Origin of the sequence: Pseudomonas sp. p1(2021b) (assembly GCF_020151015.1) — a bacterium.
In the GTDB taxonomy this organism is placed as follows: domain Bacteria; phylum Pseudomonadota; class Gammaproteobacteria; order Pseudomonadales; family Pseudomonadaceae; genus Aquipseudomonas; species Aquipseudomonas putida_K.
This window is the reverse complement of the sequence record NZ_CP083747.1, coordinates 104,145-123,503: the sequence shown is the minus strand read 5'-3', so window position 1 is coordinate 123,503 and position 19,359 is coordinate 104,145. Positions and strand designations below refer to the sequence as shown.

Sequence of the window (19,359 nt, the reverse complement as noted above, 5' to 3'; positions counted from 1 at the left end):
GGGTTTTGCATTTTGGCGGCCAGCCCGGTGCCAGGGATCCTATCTACAAAGAAGAGCTGTACAGTCCGAAGGCGGGCAGCGTTACAAAAAAGAAAGCCCGGCATAGTCGGGCTTTCTTTTTCAGCTGTAGTTAGCTTTTGCCCCCTCTCGTCGTCGGCGGCTTGGCGTCGTCATCACCCTTGTCTTCCGGGGTAACAACGGTGTTTTCCAGGGTCATCACTCGCGTAACGGGTGCCGGCTTCCCTCCTCCACTGAACGGCGACTCGTAAGCATCCGCAGCTCCCATCATGCCTTCACCGTATGGGCTACCTGACCCATTATCTGAGCCGGACAGTTGTGGCTCACCTGCTGAGAGCCCAGCGCTAGCCTGCGATTGGGCACCAGCAGTCATCAAACCAGCACCCGATGCCGTCATCATTTCGCCCGCTTGTAGTTCAGTGTGGGACTCGGCCATGGCTGGTTGCGAACCCATATGGAGTTGACCGGTGTGAGCGGCGGTGGACGCGTGACCAATGGGCTCCATCAGGTTCTGACTAGTCCCCGCGGTCATGAGCCCCTCACCTGGGGCCGCTCTAAGCTCCCCTGCGTGACCTGTGATCGGTGCAGCCTCGACGCCGGTCAGCGCTGCGGCCGCGACGGGCTGGCTGGCTTGTACAGGTGCAGCGTCCTGACGGATTGGTGCCTGTGCCTCGGCGCTGGTCAGCGCTGCGGCCGCCACGGGCTGGCTGGCTTGAACAGGTGCAGCGTCTTGGCGGATCGGTGCGTTGCCCTCCCCCCCGGCGAGCGCTGCCGCTGCTACAGGCTGACTGCTCTGTGCATGGGGCGCCTCCTGTCGTATTGGAGCTGGTGCTGGGGCAGGCGCTTCAGCGTTTGCATTAATTGGTGTGACCAGTGGCTGGCCATGGGCTGCAGCTTGCGTATTTTCGCCCGGGGCAGCCATCAAGTTGCCTGCGTGTCCGCCCAGGGGAGCAAGAGCGTCGGCGCGCGCCGGCATTGGGGTCACAAGCGGCTGACCACTCTGTGCTTGAGGGCCAGGTGTGGCGCCATCACTCTGGAGCATTGAGCGCACACTTGAGCCGGGCTCAAAGCGCTCAGGCTTGCCGTTGGCGGCCACATCAGCATTGTAGTTGTCTGCCATGTGATCGGAAGCGATCATCATCCCTGGAACAACCGAAACGTTGCCAGCAAGCTTGGTGGCGGCTGCGGCCTCGCGGCCAGCAGTCTTCGCAGTAGCTGCAGCGGCTTTCGCAGTTTCAGCAGCTTCTGCCACATGTTCGGCGTTCACGACCCGCGAAGCCTGGCCTTGGCCACGAAGCAGCGCAGGTACCTCGTGCCCAGCTGCATTGACCACGCGTGCAGCCTGAGCAACTTCGGTACCGGCTTCAGCTGCTTTCAAGGCAGTTTCAGCGCTGCGTGCTGCCAGAACCGCTCTTGTCGCTTGAGTCCCTTTGATAGCTGCTCCACCCCATCCTGCGCCTGGCACAAACATAGTCGCTGCCGTAACGGCCATCGCAGTTTTAGGGTTTTCTTGCTCCCATTGCTGCTCGGCCTGGCCTACGCCGACCATGGTGTTCGTGATTGGCTTGACCGACATTGTGTCGCGGATCTGCTCAGGGGAAAGGGTAGTGTCCGCATTTTCGAGTGCTGTTTTACCCGCCCGCATCTGCTCTTGAGCTTTGGCATGGCTGCTTGGCATTTGCGACGATACATAGGTCTCGCGGTCCTCGTAGGAACGGTATGGATCCATTCCAGATGCGACTTCCCTGAGCTCTTGTGGTTGTGGAGCACCAGTAGGGCCGACCTGATTCGGATTGACCCCGGGAACATTGGTCGACGGGTTGCCGATGTTAGCGCGAGAAACCTGACCGGCTGGGTTGTCACTGACCTGGGCTGCTCGCCCACCTACGCCTTGGAATTTGGCCGCATCACCTTCGCTCGGCCCACCCACAACGTTTCCAGTCATAGCCGAAATGACATTCGCGAACTCTGTGTCCGCCCCAATGGACTTGAGGGCCCACAGCTGGGCTGACTCACGAGCGCCAACCATGCCAGTGGATTGCTGGGCATAGCGGGTTTCAAGCTCGGGGAATTTCTTGTTGAATTCACTGCGCTGCGAATCGCTGAGCCCGGCGATTGCCTGATTGAGCGCCTGCATCCCCTGCTGCGATCGGGTGAGATTCCCGCCGGTGGTCTCCTCACTGATCTTCGCGTTTGCGGAAACGCCGGCCTCCGCTGATGTAGCTTGCTGGAAGCGATTGAACGACGATTGGGTGTCGGCGGTGGTTGCACTCAGACGTCGACCCAAGGCGTTTTCAGTTGCGGCTTCTCTGCCAGTGCTATGAGAGAACGTATCAGCAACTGAGGCCTTCCACCCGGACATGTCACTTTCATTTTTGGAGATCTCTGAACCAAACTGGGATGCAATGGTTGAGGCCTGAGACTTGGTCATATCTTTCCCAGTGGCGTTCTGAATGCCAGCAGAAACACCGCCGAAGATACCGCTGAAACCCACCTTCGCGTCGAACGCCTCTTTGAAGGAATTCATCTCCTTCCCAGTGAACCCCAAGGCCTGACCAATGCTATCCCCCAGCTTCATCGCCTGCTGGGAAATATTGCTGTGCTGGCGATCGAGCGATTGCATGCGCTGATCTGTCCAGCTGTCACCGGATTTGTAGGAGGACATTTGGCGCAGTGAGGCCTCGACAGCTGAGGAGCTCTCGCTGCGCTTAGAATGGTCGGAACCGAAGGCACTCTGGGTGGAAGTGCTTAGCGTGTTTTTTAGATCCGCCGTGTTCCAGTTGGCGCCATTGAGTGACAGACCGTTATTTACACTGCCGGAATGTTCTGACTGGTACTGGTTACGGCTTGCCACATCGACATGTGCCCCATTTTTTACAAGATCAGGAGACTGAAGTTTCTCGTCATTGTGGTCGCGCCCCGACCAGCGGCTGGCAAGGCTTACCATGCCGTAAGCAGTCAAGCCAAGCATTGCTGCAGAAATGAGTGGTGTGGCGGCCAGCATATCCGATGCGATACCCAGCCTAGTTGCAAGAACATCGTAATAGACCGCCTTCATGTTGCTCGGTACTAGGCCAGCTTCTGTGAACTCAGTCAGTTTCTCTGCGACATCGTTTTGGATGTACATCTGAATCACAGCGGAAAATGGCAGCCAGGAAGTAGTCCATATCCCGAACCCCAGAAACTTTACATACATCATCAGCGATCCAGCCCCTTTAAACAGGCTGTAAATGATGACGATGGGCGCGAAGCCGAAGAAGAGAATCTGAAGGAAGACCATTGTCGGTGTCATGATCTTTGCAAAGAAACTGCCAGACGCCGCAGCATCGGAGCGGAACTGCTCGTCTTGCTGAGTCAACGATGTCATACAAAGATTGAAGCTGTTTTGATCGGAAACGCTATCTAGACAGTTGTATGTCCCTACTACAGAGTTGTAGAACAGCGCGTTCACCATGAAATCATCAGCGCTTTGAGCGGCAGACCACAGCGAAGGCACCAGGTTGGTAATTGCAGCACTAACATCGTCAGGCGTGTAAGCACTGCCCGAAGGGCTCTTAACCTTCATGCCGGCATTGATCATTTGTTTCGCGGCTGCGGAGGATGGGAACGCATCAACCTTGAGTGCTATCTTGGTCTGTGCTTCCTGGCAAGAAAGAGCGGAGCCTCCAATATTGACGTTATCCCAATAGGTGGTAAGGCCCGTGCCGCGGGAATGGCCTAATACATAAGAAACAATATTTGTGGATTTTTGGAAATCCGCAATGCTGAATGTCGTTGAGCCAGGAACACAGTCGATAATGTATTGTTTCAAGCTGGCCACAAGGTACGGGTCAACATTCTCCACACCCTTGCGCAGTGTAAGAAGCAGTTTCAACGGAGTGACAAAGCCATTCTGAGTGACGGCCATGTAACTCCCTGAGGTGCTTTGGTAGGCTGTGTTGATTTTTTCAAACAGTCCGTACATTGTCGTTGTGAACAAGCTGGCTGGTGCCGCGATTACAAGGGGGACGTTATCAACCTTGTTGACCGTCCCTGTGTAGATATCCTCGATCTTCACATCGGCCTTAATGGTGCAACACGCAACCATCATGGCGAAGCCAAACAGGCCACCCACAGGTCCGTTTGCAGGGATGAACTGTTCCGAAGCGCCTTTCTGAATTACAAACATAATTCCTGAGATCAGCGCAATGAACCCACCAACGAGGTACACGCCAGTCATGAAACCCTTGGCGTTGAATATCATCGCTACGCTGTTGAGCGTATTGTAAAAAGTCGAAACATCACCTAGTACAAATACAGTGAAGTCCATAATATATCCCTAGAGGCCCGGCTTAACAAAGATCGCTGGGTTGCTGGTTAAAATCATCTTAATCCACTGCTCGGTAGCAACAACCCTTGGTTGGAAGTTTGCGTCCTCCGCCCTGATGGCTGCGAGCTCCTGAACGAGCTTGTTAATGTTCTGGTCAACAAAGTCAGGTTTGATGCCTTTAACTCCGTTGAATGTCTGGTTCGCTGCATACAGAGCAGCCTCACCATATTTCAGGGCCAGTTCATTTGCGATGATTGGCGCCATTTGTTCCGCAACACCCTGAATTGCCCCAGGGAATTGCTGTACCTTTCTAATCAAGGCAAGCGCAGGTGTTTTGACAGAGTTGATGAACTGTTTTTGTGCTGCAGTGAAGTCGCAAGAGTTACTGGTGCAGTTTGTAAGCTTGCCTACAATCGAAGTGCTAGCTGTACCACTTGTCGCGCCTTGTGCGTAGCCGAACAGCATTTTGTTGGTGTAGCCCAAGGTGCCATCAAAGCTCAATGTCTTATTGGGGTTGATGCTAGTGCACTTGTTGCGGTCGTACCCGTTGTCGCAATGCAGGAGTTTAAGCGGCGTACTGTTGGAACTTGAGCCGTTTTTGAAATTCATCAGTGTCAAGGTTGGGCTATAAATTTGACCAACCTTAGGCTTTTCAGAACCGTCAGAGTTTTTCGAGGAGCTGTCCGGCGCAGTCATAACTACTGCGCCAATCATGCTCATCACAACTTCGTTAGCGAGATTGCTGTCAGCTTCGCCAGTGTCGGGGTTACCCAGGTATTGGCCTGATGAGGTGTCGGTAAGGGCTTTCCAAACAGGGTTGCCGCACTCCTCGCAGCTTCCGTCATTGGTGCCTTTGTCAGAACTGCTGTTCGGAGAGCTGAATAGATCTGTCAAACCAGCGAACAGATCAGAGAAGGAGCCAGTTGCTGCCGAGGCCGCCGTCGATGCCTGGTCAACCATCTCTTTTCGAGCTGATGGATCTGTGAACGACTTGACGATGGAGTTCGCCACAGCGCATGTGTTCTTCATCATCTGGTTCAGGGCTTGCAGCTTATTCTGGAAGTCCTGCATCAGCTTGCCCAGAGCCGGGTTGATAGCGTCAATGGCGGCTTTGAACGCAACCCCAACAGCGTTCGCTGCGATTTGGCGGAACAATGCAACCAGGGCGTCTGCGTTGATGAACGAGAATGACCCCGCGAACATATCAATCCCGCCGCAACCGGCCGAGAATCGAGGCGGGTCGAAAGCAACCAGGTTAATGTTACGAACCGGGCTTCGAAGGGCTGCGCCACCGCCTACCATGCCGCCGCGGCTTTGGCTTGTGAAGGCGCCCGCGCTGGTGCTGTTCGACATGAACATGCCGTCAAGCGCATCAGCAAGTCCAGCTGATGCAGGTGCTGAAACCATGGTAAGTGTTGCCACCAGTAATAACGATACCAGCTGTTTCAATATATTCCACATTATTGTTGCCCCCCTTCGTAGCGGCCTTCCAGTTTGTCCTTCAGGTATTTAACCCACTGCTTTGGATCATCACTCGCACCCTTTTGAGTGTCTTCGTTGGTCAAGACGCCTCGATCATATGTATTGATTTTCTGTGCAATGTCTTTCGGCAATAGATTGTTGCTGTCAGCTGCAATGATGATCCGCTCTGCGAGCTGGTCTTGGGCCATCATCCCTTGCGATACGATGTAGTAGTTGTTCGGAGGAACAACGAGAACTGTAGTTGGCGTGATGCGCAGGTTCAGAATGCTCGCTTGCCCGGTGTTTTTCTCAAATTCCGTTACATTCGGTAGAGGTTTGCCATCCATGGAAATGAATTTCGTGACAAATCCATACTCCTTGGCCAGTTTCTGAACGGTGTTCACTTGAGGTCGGCAGAATTCACACTTCGAATCGAAGAAAACCCACAAGCCGCCCACGGTCGCGACATGTTTTAGTGCCTCAGTTACACCGGCCTGAGCATTCCTCAGGAAGAATGGTTTCGTGTAAGTTGCGATAGGGACTCGGTTGTTCTCGTCCAGGAATGGATCGGCGGCCACAACACGGGTTGTCATCTCTGCATAGCGCTGGGACTTGTCCATGGCCACGCGCTGCGCGTAGAGATACGCCTCAACGTTTTCCTTGCTAGGGTCGTCGATCGCGGCGTCCAACAGCTTCGGCATGTTTTCGCGCAGCCACGAAACAGAAAACGGGTGAACTGTCGGTTCTTTGGAGTCAGGTTTTTCGCTGGGAGCTTTGGGCTCTTGACGGATTAATGGCGGAGGCGGTGCAGTCTCTTTTGGATCTTTGTAGAAAAACCACCCCTCAGCTTTGCGCTCGATGAACCTCGGAGATCCGCTGTCGACATCCGCATAGACAACACTGGGCAAGGCGGCGATAGACAATAGCGCCGATACTAGAATGTTTTTTAGTAATCCTTCACGCGTACGCATACGCTTGAGTCGTTCGAATGGAGCTTTCATCAGATGATGGGCCCTACCTTGCCAATGATCAGCTTCGAATCTAGGAAGCCCCAGTAGCGGCCGTCATAGCTCCTTGGCTCAGTCCCAATGACCAGAATCTTGCCGGCCGGTACTGTCATGACACGGTCGAAATCGCCGGACTTCTTGCCCAGCTTTTCGATAAGGTCCAGCTCACCGATCAGTCGATCGCCGATGTAGGCGACGTTGTTCTTCACGACCAGCTTGTCACCCGGGAGGCCTGCGACCATCTTTCCAACGGTCTTCCCTTCGAAGTGCTCGCCCATGAGGCCGCCTTTCGGCACGAATGCGACGAAATCACCCCGTTTGAGGTCAGCAGGCTGGCCATAAGTGATCATGTACAGGCGCCAGGGCAGGCAACGGACTGACGCAAGATCAACACCGATCCGGTAGTCCTGGCGAAACGTCGTAACGGCCGCAATTGCAACGATGAACGCAGCGGCGATACCTATGAGCGAGTTTCGAAGAAATCGAAGCCGTGCTTTGTCTGTCCGAAGGGTTTTGAGCGGGGACACCAGTCGAGACGCCAGTGCTTTAGAGTTCATGCGATCACTCCAGCTCAAGGCCAAGGTGCTGTGCAACCTGGCCGGTAACGTTCAGCCCCGCGGGTGCGTTTAGGGCTACCGATGAGTTGATCACCAGCACCCCTGAATCTGTGTACCCCTTCAGTACATTTTGAAGTTCTGTCACGAATGCAAGGCCGTCGGCTTGCGCTTGCTCAGGGCTTAAGCCGGCCTTATCGAGAGTACGCTTCATCTGCGCATTGGCGAGCTTGGTGCCATCAACCAGCACTACCTGTGCTCCCGAACTGAGGTTCTGCCCGGCGAAGTGATAAGCCATGAAGCTGGTGAAGCCGGATACAGCGAGAGCCACGAAGGCGCATGTCAGAAAGGAAACCCCTGCAGGTGCTTGCTGGGCTTTGCCACCCTGTGCTGGCTTAGTCCTTACCTGGTCATCATCAGGGCGGATTTGCTCCCCTGGCTGTTGTTGTTGGCTATTCGCTGTATCAGTCATCGTGGCGTTCCCTAGTAGCGGTGGAAAGAGGTAGCGCTCAATGCGCAGTTATTTTTGCAAGCATAACACGTAGCACTACGACAACAGTATCAGTTTGCCGCAATAAAAAGCCCGGCGCATGGCCGGGCTTTTTATTGCAGTGGTGGTGATGGTGCAGGTGCTGACTGCTTGCTGGCCTGATTACGCCGCAGAGCTCTGGCGGGCCATGTAATTGTTCACTGCCTCTACCGCATCGACCCCACGGTCAAGATCATCAAGAATCTCGTTGCGGGCTGCCCCTTTCGAGGAGAACGTCACGTTGTGGAACTCATCCACAACAAGGCGCACGATGCCCCAATCGGTTTCGCTACGCTTGACCATAATCTCGCTGTACTTGCCGGGCATGGTGTGTACCGTCTTCAGCATGTGAGCCCCGTAAGGTTCGATCTTGAACTGCTTGCTGTCGATGGCCGAGTCGATCGATTCGGACTTCTGCTGCAGGATGAACTGCCAGGCCGAGTTTGCGGCGATTGCCTCGGTGTTTTTCGACGCATAGACGTCGCCAATAGCCTGCGTTACTACCAGCACCGCACCATCTTCTTTCCGCGCTTTGCGGTAAGCAGCAACCATGGCCTTGGCCATCATTGGATCGTCGAGCATCTCCCAGGCCTCATCGACGATGAGGATTTTCTTCCGGCCTCGCTCACCCAGCTGCGCCTTGTACATGTCGTGGTTGATGCGCGAGATCAACTGCAGGAGGACCACCTGCTGAAGAGCTGGGCGCCCCTTCAGATCGCTCAGCTCCATGCAGATGAACGCGTTGCTCATGTCCAGGTTGTTCTCACCATCGAACCATTTGGTGTACTGACCACCGGCAAACGGGAACAGCTGGCGGCCCAAGCGCCGGCACTCTTCGTCATCCGATTGATTGATGAACCAGTCTGCAACAGCGGTGATATTTGCGGCGTTGCCGAACTTCTCCCAGGTACTGGTAATGGCCTGCTCGACACGGGACAGCTGGTAATCGTTAAGCGTGTCCTCCGGTGCGGCCATTTTGGCGATGGTGGCTTTGAGGATGTCCATTTCCTCGTGCAAGTCTTCAACATGCGTGAACGGGTTCAGGCATACATCCGACTCAGGCTTGAACTCGATGAATTCGCCACCAACCATCTTGCACAGCTTCAGGTAACTCCGGCCGGCGTCGATCACCCACAATTTTGCGCCTGCAGCGAGGTAGTCGGCGGCGATTTTCTGTGTGAAGAACGACTTGCCAGCGCCGGCCTCAGCAAAAATGATCCCGCTGTAGTTGGTACTCGACTCGTACAGATCAACCAAAGCAGGCTGGCCACGGCGCGTGAGCAGCAGCATTGCCCCACCCATGCCGCTACCTGTCCATTCGCCGAGTATCGGTAGGAACTGACAGGCATGTCGCACTGCCATCGTATGGAAGCGATAGAGGTTCTTGACGCCTTCATTGGACGTATTGAGTGGCAGCAGGTTGTTCCAGAGAGCTTCAAGGATGCGCCTGTCTTCCCGGAGCTCGAAAGCCAGAGAGGTGTAGTAAGCCTGCAGGCCCGCGGACAACTTGTTCAGGCGCTGCTTGTCACGCGAGAACAGGAAAATCGTAAAGTTCACCTCAACGATGATCGCACCCTTGCCGTCGATCTCATGAACCAGGGTGTCGATGCCCTTTTTCTTGTAGCTGAGGATGGGTATCAGGTGAGCTGTGGGCCCAAAGACCTGGTGGTTGATGATCGAGGACGTTTGCTTGACTTCGTCCTTCTTCACGACCTGGTCAGGGTAGTGGATGGTCAGCACCATGTAGTACGGGTCGGTGATCTGGTTCGAAAGCCCGTTCGGGTCGCCGATCATGTGGTTCATGATTGCGAGGCTGGTTTTCTGAGGGAAGTGTTTGACACTCAGCGCTTTCGCATAGTGGGCGCCGTCATTGAAATTGATGGTCGACGGGTCATCGTAGTTGATGGAGTCGCCAGGGTAGTAGACCTGGTCCTTGATCAGTTGATCTTCATCGTAGTGCGACCGAGGAGCATCCCACAGCTTCGTGAGGATTCGCATGAGCACCAGATAGCCAACTGCATCGAGCTGGAACAGATTCAGCGACGCTGCTTTGAGCGCTTCCGTGACCCGGTCGGCCGATTCTTTCGTCGCCGCGATGTCTGCGTCATCGGGGCTATCGGTGCGGCAAGGGAACTTCACGGTCACGATGACGCGCTGACGATTCAGCATCACACCACTCCGCTGAACCAGCGGATTATCAACGCCACCGTTAATCAGGTTGGCGTGCTGGCGTGAGAGAGCCTTGAGAATCGGGTTCAGCGCTGGCTTGCTGTTCAAATAGGCATCGATGTATTCGCCGACATCGGGGCTTTCAAGCATTGCGATCTGAATGTAGGTGCCTGCCGCGAAGTTCATGCTCAGGGCAGACTGAAGCTTGTCGACGGTCGAGGAGCTGGCGCCTGTCAGGGCGTCAGATACAAAACATGCCCCGAGGTAATGTTCATTCCCGTCGGAGCAAAAGAATACTTTTGAGTCGGGGTCGATAGCCCTGACATTGAGTTTTTTTTGAGGGGTGGATGTTCTATCCCCTTTGAGCGTCGCTTTCGAAGCTGCCATTTCACTGTTCGCCATATGTGGTGGTTGAGTAGGCTTGGAAGGCCTGGAGGGCAACCCGCAGGCAGAGCCAGTTGAAAAGGCGCACTAGCGACCTAGTGCGCCTTGAGGGGCGTTACAGCGTTGCGGTGAAGATGTTGGTCAGTACGCCTGGGCCAACGCTTGCAGAGAGCGCTACGGCTACGCCGGTCACAACGGCCATGACCGATTGCTTGACCACGCCGATTGCCAGGCCGGTACCGAGGGCACCCAGGGCAAAGACCTTACCGAGGGAGCCGGTCATCCAACCGTCGAGGCTGATGACGATCTCGTTGAAGGTGGAGTCGGCGCCGGCGGTCACGTCGACGGCGACAGCCAGACCGACCACAGCCATGCTCACCAGGGCACGTTTGTCGATTTTCTTGAATGGAGCAGCGGCTACTGCGGTGGTTTCGATTTGTGCGATTTGTGCGGTCATTGTGTAGCTCCCAGTGTTATCAGTTCAGATTGATGTCAGTTGTGGATGGGATTGCGGACGACGTAACTTGCGGTCCGTAATTGGTTGGTTCTGCAGCAACGTTTTCCGATTTAGGGGCGGCAACATTGACTGGCGGTACAGCGGTTAACTCAAGGTGAGGAACAACCATGCCTTGGCCTGAGTATTCGGATTTTCCGAACGACCAAGTGCGTGGCTGAATCTCGGTAAAGAGGTAGGACGGAAAGTGCAAATCGTCCTTGCTGTCGATCCACGGAGCGATCCAGATGCGCATGACTTGGGCTGGAACTCGAACCGGTCGAGCAAGATCCGCAACAGCTGGCCCTGGCACACCATTGGATACCTTGAGGTTATGCTCAGAGCCGGCAGTCTTTCCCATGTCGTCACCGTACTTTACGTTCGGTGCCTTCTGACCAATTGGCATATCGCTGTCGGTCAGCGCTGGGCTCTGTTCTGTGGACTTGTAAACAGCCATTGGCGACTTACAAATGATGCCTTGCGGCATGCCTGGGCATGAGAACTCGTCATCGCCGGCGGTATTCAACCAGGACGAACAACCACTCAGAAGAGCAATAGGCAACAGCGCTGCGACTAATGCAGTACGTTTCATATGATTACCTTTCATCATTTCAGTTCGATCCCTTTCACCAGCATGATCGTAACTTTGCGGCCGGCGTCGATCTCAACTACCGGAGTCATTTCGCGAGCCATCTCCATGTAGAATTTGGCAATTTCATTCGCGGAAGTAGAGAACCCTTTAGCAACACCAGTTTGCAGAATGGTCGATGTGTCAGCGCTTTGGGTTTGAGTGGTGCTGCTGTCACCCAGGCTCAACTGCGGGATTGTTTGTGGTGTCATGCCCTGTGCGAGGCCCGAGAGACCGCCGGCAACCAAAGTTTTGGCAATCATCTGGCCCTGCTTGGACACGAGTCGACCACGCATACCGACCCGCCCGTCCTCGCCAACGATGTAACCTTCCATCTTCCCTTCGATGATCTTTCCGTCTTTGCGTACGCAAGAGAAAGATTCTGTCCGGAGCATAGCGCGCTCACTGGAAAGAACACCGTAGCCAGAAGCGAGCGCAAAACATTCTTTAACATCGACGCTGTACTTGTTTGGCAGTACGGCGTCAGACTTGATTCGCATGGTCGTCGGCACAGGGTTTTTCTGCGTTGTGGAGCTGGTTGGCGCGTCCATACCGTTCAGCAGCACACCTTCGAAGAACGAACCGGCTGGCATCGCCGGGGTCGGCTTCTCTGCCTGCTTCGGGGCCTCATTCCGGGCCGTTTGGGTACCGCCAGTGACCCGCAGGGTTGCTACCTTCGGTTTCGGCTCTTGCAGGGCTTCACCAGTGCCAGCTGCGCTTTCATAGCCTGGCAACGCAGCATTCAGAGCTGGAGCGGTACCGCCCTTGCTAAGCTCCAGTTTGTCCATCCGATCACCCAAGCGCTTCAGCTCGCGAAGCGTGTCCTGGGTAACAGGGTCAGGCCGTTGCCCCCGCAGTCGTTCTTCTTCAAGGGCGCGTAGGCGATCATCTTTGCGATCTTGCTCCATCTGCTTGAGCGATTGGCCGATCTCTTTAAAACGTTTGTCCTGTAAAGCCAATTTAGCCATGATCTGCTCAGGAGTATTATTATCTCCACGAGGCAAGAGCAGCTTGGTGTCGGAAGTGCCTTCGGTTTTCGTATTGTTCTTGGGCTTGTCATTGCCAACAATTACAGAGCCGACAATCATCAAGAAGCCTAAAAGGCCAATAATTGCAATTGTCGATCGAACGCCTGGGCTAAGATCTTGCCACTTATCTTTCAGCTGGTCTTTGATAGCCATGCTTAATTCCCCGTAGCCGACTTATCAGAGACGATGAACACATCAGTGGTCATGCCGGCACGTAGGGTGGCTGTCGGGAAGAAAGACACAGCGCGGACACCATCGCTGTAGAACGTACCTTCATCAAGATCGACGTCGGTTTTGGACGTTCCTTGCAGGCTGTAACGATAAATATCGTACTCTGGGCCGGAGTAACGAACTTTTGGATAGGCAATTACGTTGCCAATGTTCGCGGCCGACGCAGGCAACAGACCTTCACTGAAGCCTTCAGGGGTTTTGCCGAGAGCTGCTTCTCGCAACACGTAACGAATAGTATCGGTGTAGTTGTTGCTGTCGGGCGCCTGGTTCTCGGACGCATGACCGCCAGTTTCCACCATCGGCTTGTCCAGTTGCAGCGTAATGGTCTGCTGTGGGAGCTCCTTCGGAATCAGGGTCAAAGAAATGACCGGGTCGTTTGGATTAGAACCAGTCACGTACAGTGCGACTGGCTTATCCTTCGTCTTCATCGTCGCATAAAGCGATTGACCGATCGTACTGATATCCAAATCATCAGGTTGCTGGTCGACTGCTTTAGGCGAAGCGAACGGAGTGGAAATCCGGTTCGGCAAGATGTTCGAAACGTAAATAACTTCGTTACGGTCCGAGCTCACGCGAACTACCTGGGTGCGCGAATCAGATTCGGCGCCAGGCATAACGCCCAAGCCAGGCAGAGGCTGCGCTTCGACAGGTTTGACTCGTTTTGCTGCCGTAGGAACAGGCGGCAATTTTACTTCCGCCATCCCATCAGCCCATGAGATGGATGCATGGATGGTGGCCAGCACGATTAGAGCAATGGCTGAGCGTTTCACTGAAGCGCCTCCTTGGTTGGTTCTGCTGGCTTAGGCGGGTGAGACTGAAGCCACTTGAGTGTTTTTGGGGTGCTGCCTGGGTAGTGGTCCATACCCGTGATCCAAGGGCGGCCCGCACGCATCTCGATGACGTACTCGACCACTTGGTAGTCCGGTTTGGGCTTGCCGGTTGCGCTGCGAGACTCCATCGAACCGAGAATGAAAACCTTCTTCGTCTCCTTCTCGTAGCTGATGTCAGTGGCGTTCCAGGACACAGAACCAGCATTCGTTGCGAACACGGGGTCGTTGGCCAACACGAACATCTTCTTGCGCACGTCTGCGTAGATCTTCGGATCAACGAAGGCGCTAACAGAGTCGGCAATGAAATTCACGTTCTTGGGCGTGACATTGCCCATCAAAGTCGAGGCATAAAGGCCAAAGGACTTGATGTACTCGTCGTCCGCGTTGTTCCAGCCAACCTTCACGGCCTTGTCCAGGTTCGGCGGCACCAAACGTGTGGTTTCGTGCTGCCCCATTTGGTTGAAAGTGAGCAGCAGAACCGATACCGAAAGGCACGCGATCGACAAGGTCTGGAAGTTTCTGAGACTTTTCAGCCCTTCCATCGTGTTCTGCATTTTCTTGATCTTCATTGCGGCCTCAAAGCGCTATCGAATACATAACGCGTACAAATAAAGTCGTTCGAAAGCTTTAGTAGAAGTAGTCGCGCTTCGAAGAGTCGTCGTAGTGTTTATTCAGCCCCATGACGCCTGCCTCGTAGCAGAGGTGATGCAGAATGCCGTCCAGTGCACCGCTCTTGAAACGCTTAAACCGCTTTACTGCGTACCAGCCGCCGGCGAGGGAAGCGATGGTTGCCCAGCCCCCCAGTGCGATACCTGCGCCCAGGCAGCCAATGAAGATCGCAGCCTCATCGATTTCCCAAAAAAGTAATTGCGTCTGACTGTCAACGTAGCGCGGGATATCGATCTCCTTCACAGAGGTTTCCCCGCAGCTTTAACGATGTCGACCTCGACCCGACGGTTCATCGAGCTATCGGAGCTAGATACAGGGTCACGCTTGCCCCGGCCGTAAACCTTGATGTTTTTCTTCTTAACACCGTGCCGAACCAGGTAACGCGCAGCTTCGATGGCGCGGTTCTCGGACAGGCGCTGGTTGTAAATCGCCTCGCCCACTTCGTCCGCATAACCGATCAGGGTGATGGTGCTGCCGACGCGAAGTGCGTCAGCGATGACGTTGGTCAGCGGCCACCAGCCCGTAGGCATGCTCTTGTCGAAGTCAAAGTAGAGCGTGGTCCGCGTGTGACGGGCCTCCTCGGCGATCTTTGCATCTTCTGCATCGAGCAGAGCCTCTTCTGCCGGCATCAGGGCCCGAGGCCTGGCTGGCTCAGTCACCGTCCAGACCGGAGATTCGGCTTTCTTCTGGGTGTCGCGAATGGATTCAACAAGCGCGTGCCCTGCATGCGCGGGCTCAATCGCAACGCCGTAGCTGTCTGGAACCACTACCTGTCGCACATCAACGGCACCCGCGGTGCTTGCTGAGAGCGCAAGCGACGCAAGCAGAATGGCTCTGTTCAAGGTGATCATAGAATACTCGTTGGTTTGGAATGCTAAATAACACGTAGCGATAATACAGATAGTTGGCTTTTTGTTGCAACCGTCCTCTTGTGGCGCCTAAAATATAGCGACGTGTTACGTATTGCAAACGCTTTTGGCGATTTCGCGGTCTAGCCCCACCACCTTATCAGCAGCTGTGCTTCATACCCCTGCATTAGGTATTCCCTCTTTGCAGAGTCGTAGGAGTCAAAAATGCAAACCAGAACAGACGCAGCAACCCACCAAAGCTCGGCCAACGGCGAATCGCTGTGGGCCAGCCAGGGCCAGGCCGCGGCTTCTATTGGCCTGCAGGTGTGGAACAAGGTTGAGAAGACCAATCCTGATGAGACCAAGTCCTTCAACAAGGGTGGTTTCCAGGGGACCGCGATCGCGCCCATCTATCAGATCAAGCGTGCTACTGAGGTTTTCGGACCTTTTGGCCTTGGCTGGGGTGTCGAGCTGATCAGTGAAGCGTACGTGGACGGGAAACCGTTCGTTGTGGATGGCCAGGTCGTTGGTAAAGAAGTCATTCACAAGGTGTACGTTGAGCTGTGGTACCTGCAACAGGGATTCCGCGGTTCAGTGAAGCAGTTCGGCGCTACCACCTACATCACGCGAGATTCCTACGGAATCATCAGTAGTGATGAGGATCACGCCAAGAAAAGTCTCACAGACGCAACTTCAAAATGCCTTTCGTTGCTTGGCTTCAGTGCCGATGTCTTCACTGGCAAATTCGATGACACCAAATATGTCGAGGGTCTCCGCGAGGAAGCCCAGCATGGTCAGGTAAACGAATCAGTTGGAGGCACAACAGGTGCAGCTGAGACTGTTCAATCAGATACCCAACAGCAGACATCGACGCAACCGCCAGAGAAATCTCGGTACCAGAAGTACAAGGATCAGCTGGATCAAATTGCTCAAACCGGGCAGACCGTAAAGGACGTGCCAGGCGTTCGGACCACCATCGAGCAGGACAAGCTCCTGTCGCAGATGGAAATCCAAACGCTTTTGCAATCGCCGCTGCTGCGCTTACCCGCAGCAGAGAAAGACAATGCGCAGGCTTCCGAGTCGAGCGTTTTCCTCTAACCCCCACAACCCGGGCGCCTCATGGTGCTCGGGTTTTTTTGTGCGTAGCTTAAGGCTCACCTCCATGAGTATGGATCAGATACTTCGCTCGAAAATCGGTGGCTTCAAAGACACCCTGGCACTGAGTTCGATCGGTGCTGGTGGACTTCTGACATCGCCTTTTTTCAGCTCTGTGCCGGCCACCCTCCCCCTCGCCATGGGGGCTGCGGGTGCGGCGTACGTGGGCAACCGTGTCTTTGATTTCTGGAAGAACCAGCTCCTCCTTGAGTCGAAGATCAATATCCGCTCGGCTACCGATCTGGCGCACGGAGATGGCTTGCTGCTTGGCTTCACTACCGACACGGGACAGCCTGTACGTGTCCCTGATGAAGACTTCATGCGGCATGGATTTATCCTGGGCCAGTCCGGTGTAGGTAAAACCGTATTGGGCAAACTGATGATGTTCCAGCAGATCCAGCGTGGCGGCGGCCTGACGTTCATCGACGGTAAGATGAATGCGGACGACATTCAAACGATCTACCAGTACTGCGTCTGGGCGGGCCGCGAGCAGGATCTGCTGATTCTGAACCCGGGTAACCCATCACTCAGCAATACATACAACCCCATCCTCAGGGGTGACCCTGATGAGATCGCCGCCCGCATCCTGTCCATCATTCCCTCTACCGAGAATAACCCTGGCGCTGACCACTACAAACAGTCGGCGAACCAAGGCATCACCACCCTCGTAGCGGCAATGCAAGCTGCTGGCCTCGCTTACAACTTCATCGACTTCACGATCCTGTTGATGAACCACAAAGCGATCGAGGAACTGGAAACCCTGCTCAAGAAGACCCAGCCTCACAACCCGGCGACCAAGAACTTCTCCCTGTTCCTTGAGCAATACAAGATCGGCGGAAAGCCGGGCATGGAGAACGTGGTTGACATCAAGCGGATGAAGGAAACGTTCGGCGGTCTTGCCGGCCGGATGTACTTGTTCGGTACGGGGAAATTCGGTGACGTGATGAACACCTACGCCCCCGAGATCGACCTGTTCGAAGCAATCCGGGCGAAGAAGATCATCTACGTCGCTCTCCCGACGATGGGTAAAAACGAAGCCGCCTCCAACTTCGGCAAGATGTTCCTGGGCGACCTGCGTACGGCTATCTCGTGGATCCAGGCGCTGCCTGAAGAGGACCGGCCTAACCCCCCGCATTTCAATTTCATGGATGAGCTGGGCAGTTACGCCGTTCAGTCGCTAGCACGCCCCTTTGAACAGGGGCGCAGCGCGCAGATGGCACTGTTCCCCGCAGCCCAGACCTTGGCCAACCTGGATGTGGTTTCTCCTGACTTCAAAGAGATGGTCATCGGTAACACCTGGACCAAGATCTTTTTCAAGATCGGTACCCAGGCCACGGCCGTTGAGTGTGCAGACCTCATCGGCATGAAAATCGGTATCACGAAGTCATTGAGCGGTACGCAGAACGAAAGCAGTAGCACCCCCCTTCTCAATGTGGCGCCAGAGGGTGGCACCGGTGCTGCCGCCGGCATATCGGTCGGTGAGCGAGAGCAGGAGGAGTACAAGGTCTCGCCGGATGACCTCAAAGCGCTCGGTAAGGGGGAATGCATCATCCAGTACGGCGGAGACCAGATCTTCAACGTCCGGGTGCCGATGATCAGCATCGACAGAAAGCTGCAGAAAGAAATCGGCCCTATTCGAATCAACCACTTCCGCAGGCCGTCCGTTAAGGGTGCGGACTTCTTCAAGAATAGTGACAAGTACCTGGGTGGCAGCGGGCTGCCCACTGGTGGGCGGAAGAAACAACAGGAGCAGCTGAGAGATGAGTAACGTAGAACCTAAGGGCGCTCATGTTGTGCCCGGGCATACCCTTGTGCTCGATGAGAGCACTGAGGGCCAGGGGCAACTGATCAGGGAGGTGATTCAGCGACGCATTGCAGCCGGCGCTGCGGTCTTCGTGGTCGGCTCATCGGTCGATGAATCACTTTTGGGAGCGATGATCGGCGCCAGCACTGCAGTTGGCCGGGGAGCTGATCTGCTCATCGTGAATCCTGGTAGTCCCGCCTTGAGCCATACCTACAACCCGGTGCTGCACACAGCTCCTACCAAGGTCGCGAGCCATGTCTTGAATTTCCTCGCGGATCAGGATGCGACGGCAGGTCACGATTCAACCCCAACCGCAGCTCTTGTTCGGGCGATTGTGTCCTCGCTGCAGCTCGCTGGCCTGCCCTACTCGTACCTTGATCTGGGTATGTTCGTGATGAAGCCTGACGCTATTTCAGCGCTGATCGAACACATGGCCACTGCATACCCTCGTTCAGTGCAGCTGGGAGCCCTGCAGCAGGCCTGCAAGGCCTTTCAGGATGATGTTGGCGACATCTGTGCGGTAAAGCTGAAAGGACGCTTCTCGGGCCTCGCTGGGAGCATGTGCATGCTCGGCGCCGGTAGAGCGGGTGAAGTGTTCAACAGCTACCAGCCTGACGTCGTGCTGCACGAGGCGCTGGTAACACGAAAGATCGTGTATCTCGCAATTCCCTACATCGGCCGAGGCCAGGCGGCGTCCAATCTCCGCCGCATCGTGATCTCGAATCTGGCGGATGCTGTTCTGCGGTCGATCGGTGAGCCTGGTGCACCCACTGCGCTGGCTGTGTTCACCGATCCAGGTGGTTGCAATGACCCGAGCATCGAGCAGCTGCTCTCGCCACAGACTGAGCAGGTGATGAGCGTATGGGTTGCAGCTGGTTCGCTCGACGATCTTGGGCGTGAGTCTCTGGATCTGCGCGAGGCCTGCCTGAGTCGAGCTCGCAACCTGGTTCTGTTCAAACCTCAATCCGAGTCGGCAGCGCAGGTCTATTCGCAGCTGTTGCCTACGGAGCCTGAGCAAGCCCAGGGCACAGGGGATGTGATGCAAAAACTCTTGTCGATGGGCACCACCGACTACGCGATTGTTTCCGGCGAGCACCAGGTGACCTGGGCGAGTGTGGCCACCCCTGGTGAAGTGAGGTTCGCCACAGCGGCCGACATCAGATGGCCGGCCAGGCGCCAGCATGCCCGAATGGCTGGCGCAGATCAATTCACGCAAACAGTTCCGGTTTAAGGGTGGTGCCA

General features: G+C 55.2%; 16 protein-coding genes. 3 read left to right on the top strand and 13 right to left on the bottom strand.

Going from position 1 to position 19,359, the window contains the following annotated elements:
• Positions 1 to 130: 130 nt before the first annotated feature.
• The 13 genes from K8374_RS25010 to K8374_RS24950 all read right to left on the bottom strand — a co-directional run bounded on the left by K8374_RS25010 (position 131) and on the right by K8374_RS24950 (position 15,161).
• Positions 131 to 4,327 carry a conjugal transfer protein TraG N-terminal domain-containing protein gene (locus K8374_RS25010; protein WP_023383796.1) on the bottom strand — a complete coding sequence of 1,399 codons (4,197 nt, stop codon included), beginning with the start codon at positions 4,325 to 4,327 and terminating at the stop codon, positions 131 to 133.
• 9 nt (positions 4,328 to 4,336) lie between these two features.
• Positions 4,337 to 5,776: a conjugal transfer protein TraH gene (locus K8374_RS25005; protein WP_224459420.1), complete on the bottom strand. Its 1,440-nt coding sequence runs from the start codon at positions 5,774 to 5,776 to the stop codon at positions 4,337 to 4,339.
• A gap of 11 nt (positions 5,777 to 5,787) precedes the next feature.
• Positions 5,788 to 6,759: a conjugal transfer protein TraF gene (gene traF / locus K8374_RS25000; RefSeq protein WP_082412208.1), complete on the bottom strand. Its 972-nt coding sequence runs from the start codon at positions 6,757 to 6,759 to the stop codon at positions 5,788 to 5,790.
• A 29-nt stretch (positions 6,760 to 6,788) separates the two neighbouring features.
• On the bottom strand, positions 6,789 to 7,352 hold the full coding sequence (locus K8374_RS24995) for a S26 family signal peptidase (RefSeq protein ID WP_041925802.1): 564 nt from the start codon (positions 7,350 to 7,352) through the stop codon (positions 6,789 to 6,791).
• Between the two features lie 4 nt (positions 7,353 to 7,356).
• A complete protein-coding gene (locus K8374_RS24990) occupies positions 7,357 to 7,821 on the bottom strand; it encodes a hypothetical protein (protein ID WP_023383792.1) in 465 nt (154 codons plus the stop codon).
• Between the two features lie 180 nt (positions 7,822 to 8,001).
• Positions 8,002 to 10,434: a type IV secretion system protein TraC gene (gene traC / locus K8374_RS24985; RefSeq protein WP_054893906.1), complete on the bottom strand. Its 2,433-nt coding sequence runs from the start codon at positions 10,432 to 10,434 to the stop codon at positions 8,002 to 8,004.
• Positions 10,435 to 10,546: 112 nt separating this feature from the next.
• The gene (gene traA / locus K8374_RS24980) at positions 10,547 to 10,888 is read right to left on the bottom strand and encodes a TraA family conjugative transfer protein (RefSeq protein ID WP_054893907.1); all 342 of its coding nucleotides are present in this window, start codon (positions 10,886 to 10,888) and stop codon (positions 10,547 to 10,549) included.
• A gap of 19 nt (positions 10,889 to 10,907) precedes the next feature.
• A complete protein-coding gene (gene traV / locus K8374_RS24975) occupies positions 10,908 to 11,516 on the bottom strand; it encodes a type IV conjugative transfer system lipoprotein TraV (RefSeq protein ID WP_082412207.1) in 609 nt (202 codons plus the stop codon).
• 14 nt (positions 11,517 to 11,530) lie between these two features.
• Entirely contained in the window at positions 11,531 to 12,733 is a 1,203-nt protein-coding gene (locus K8374_RS24970) for a TraB/VirB10 family protein (protein WP_054893908.1), read from the bottom strand.
• Positions 12,734 to 12,735: 2 nt separating this feature from the next.
• On the bottom strand, positions 12,736 to 13,581 hold the full coding sequence (locus K8374_RS24965; RefSeq protein ID WP_054893909.1) for a type-F conjugative transfer system secretin TraK: 846 nt from the start codon (positions 13,579 to 13,581) through the stop codon (positions 12,736 to 12,738).
• A complete protein-coding gene (locus tag K8374_RS24960; protein WP_023383786.1) occupies positions 13,578 to 14,210 on the bottom strand; it encodes a TraE/TraK family type IV conjugative transfer system protein in 633 nt (210 codons plus the stop codon). Before K8374_RS24960 ends, K8374_RS24965 begins: the two co-directional genes overlap by 4 nt.
• A gap of 58 nt (positions 14,211 to 14,268) precedes the next feature.
• Positions 14,269 to 14,553, bottom strand: coding sequence for a type IV conjugative transfer system protein TraL (gene traL / locus K8374_RS24955; RefSeq protein ID WP_054893910.1), 285 nt, complete (start codon positions 14,551 to 14,553; stop codon positions 14,269 to 14,271).
• Entirely contained in the window at positions 14,550 to 15,161 is a 612-nt protein-coding gene (locus tag K8374_RS24950) for an OmpA family protein (RefSeq protein WP_054893911.1), read from the bottom strand. The genes traL and K8374_RS24950 overlap by 4 nt, the downstream gene beginning before the upstream one ends.
• 222 nt (positions 15,162 to 15,383) lie before the next feature.
• On the opposite strand from K8374_RS24950, the gene K8374_RS24945 reads away from it, so the two are divergent.
• The 3 genes from K8374_RS24945 to K8374_RS24935 all read left to right on the top strand — a co-directional run bounded on the left by K8374_RS24945 (position 15,384) and on the right by K8374_RS24935 (position 19,348).
• Positions 15,384 to 16,256 (top strand): hypothetical protein, encoded by an 873-nt coding sequence (locus K8374_RS24945; RefSeq protein WP_054893912.1) that lies wholly within the window; start codon positions 15,384 to 15,386, stop codon positions 16,254 to 16,256.
• A 64-nt stretch (positions 16,257 to 16,320) separates the two neighbouring features.
• Entirely contained in the window at positions 16,321 to 18,081 is a 1,761-nt protein-coding gene (locus tag K8374_RS24940; protein ID WP_054893913.1) for a type IV secretory system conjugative DNA transfer family protein, read from the top strand.
• A complete protein-coding gene (locus tag K8374_RS24935) occupies positions 18,074 to 19,348 on the top strand; it encodes a hypothetical protein (RefSeq protein WP_054893914.1) in 1,275 nt (424 codons plus the stop codon). Before K8374_RS24940 ends, K8374_RS24935 begins: the two co-directional genes overlap by 8 nt.
• Positions 19,349 to 19,359: the final 11 nt, after the last annotated feature.

What these genes read in the sequence shown, in the direction of transcription:
- K8374_RS25010 (WP_023383796.1), bottom strand. Translation starts at nt 4,327, where the DNA reads ATGGACTTCACTGTATTTGTACTAGGTGATGTTTCGACTTTTTACAAT.
- traF (WP_082412208.1), bottom strand. Translation starts at nt 6,759, where the DNA reads ATGCGTACGCGTGAAGGATTACTAAAAAACATTCTAGTATCGGCGCTA.
- K8374_RS24995 (WP_041925802.1), bottom strand. Translation starts at nt 7,352, where the DNA reads ATGAACTCTAAAGCACTGGCGTCTCGACTGGTGTCCCCGCTCAAAACC.
- K8374_RS24990 (WP_023383792.1), bottom strand. Translation starts at nt 7,821, where the DNA reads ATGACTGATACAGCGAATAGCCAACAACAACAGCCAGGGGAGCAAATC.
- traC (WP_054893906.1), bottom strand. Translation starts at nt 10,434, where the DNA reads ATGGCAGCTTCGAAAGCGACGCTCAAAGGGGATAGAACATCCACCCCT.
- traA (WP_054893907.1), bottom strand. Translation starts at nt 10,888, where the DNA reads ATGACCGCACAAATCGCACAAATCGAAACCACCGCAGTAGCCGCTGCT.
- traV (WP_082412207.1), bottom strand. Translation starts at nt 11,516, where the DNA reads ATGAAACGTACTGCATTAGTCGCAGCGCTGTTGCCTATTGCTCTTCTG.
- K8374_RS24970 (WP_054893908.1), bottom strand. Translation starts at nt 12,733, where the DNA reads ATGGCTATCAAAGACCAGCTGAAAGATAAGTGGCAAGATCTTAGCCCA.
- K8374_RS24960 (WP_023383786.1), bottom strand. Translation starts at nt 14,210, where the DNA reads ATGAAGATCAAGAAAATGCAGAACACGATGGAAGGGCTGAAAAGTCTC.
- K8374_RS24950 (WP_054893911.1), bottom strand. Translation starts at nt 15,161, where the DNA reads ATGATCACCTTGAACAGAGCCATTCTGCTTGCGTCGCTTGCGCTCTCA.
- K8374_RS24945 (WP_054893912.1), top strand. Translation starts at nt 15,384, where the DNA reads ATGCAAACCAGAACAGACGCAGCAACCCACCAAAGCTCGGCCAACGGC.
- K8374_RS24940 (WP_054893913.1), top strand. Translation starts at nt 16,321, where the DNA reads ATGAGTATGGATCAGATACTTCGCTCGAAAATCGGTGGCTTCAAAGAC.
- K8374_RS24935 (WP_054893914.1), top strand. Translation starts at nt 18,074, where the DNA reads ATGAGTAACGTAGAACCTAAGGGCGCTCATGTTGTGCCCGGGCATACC.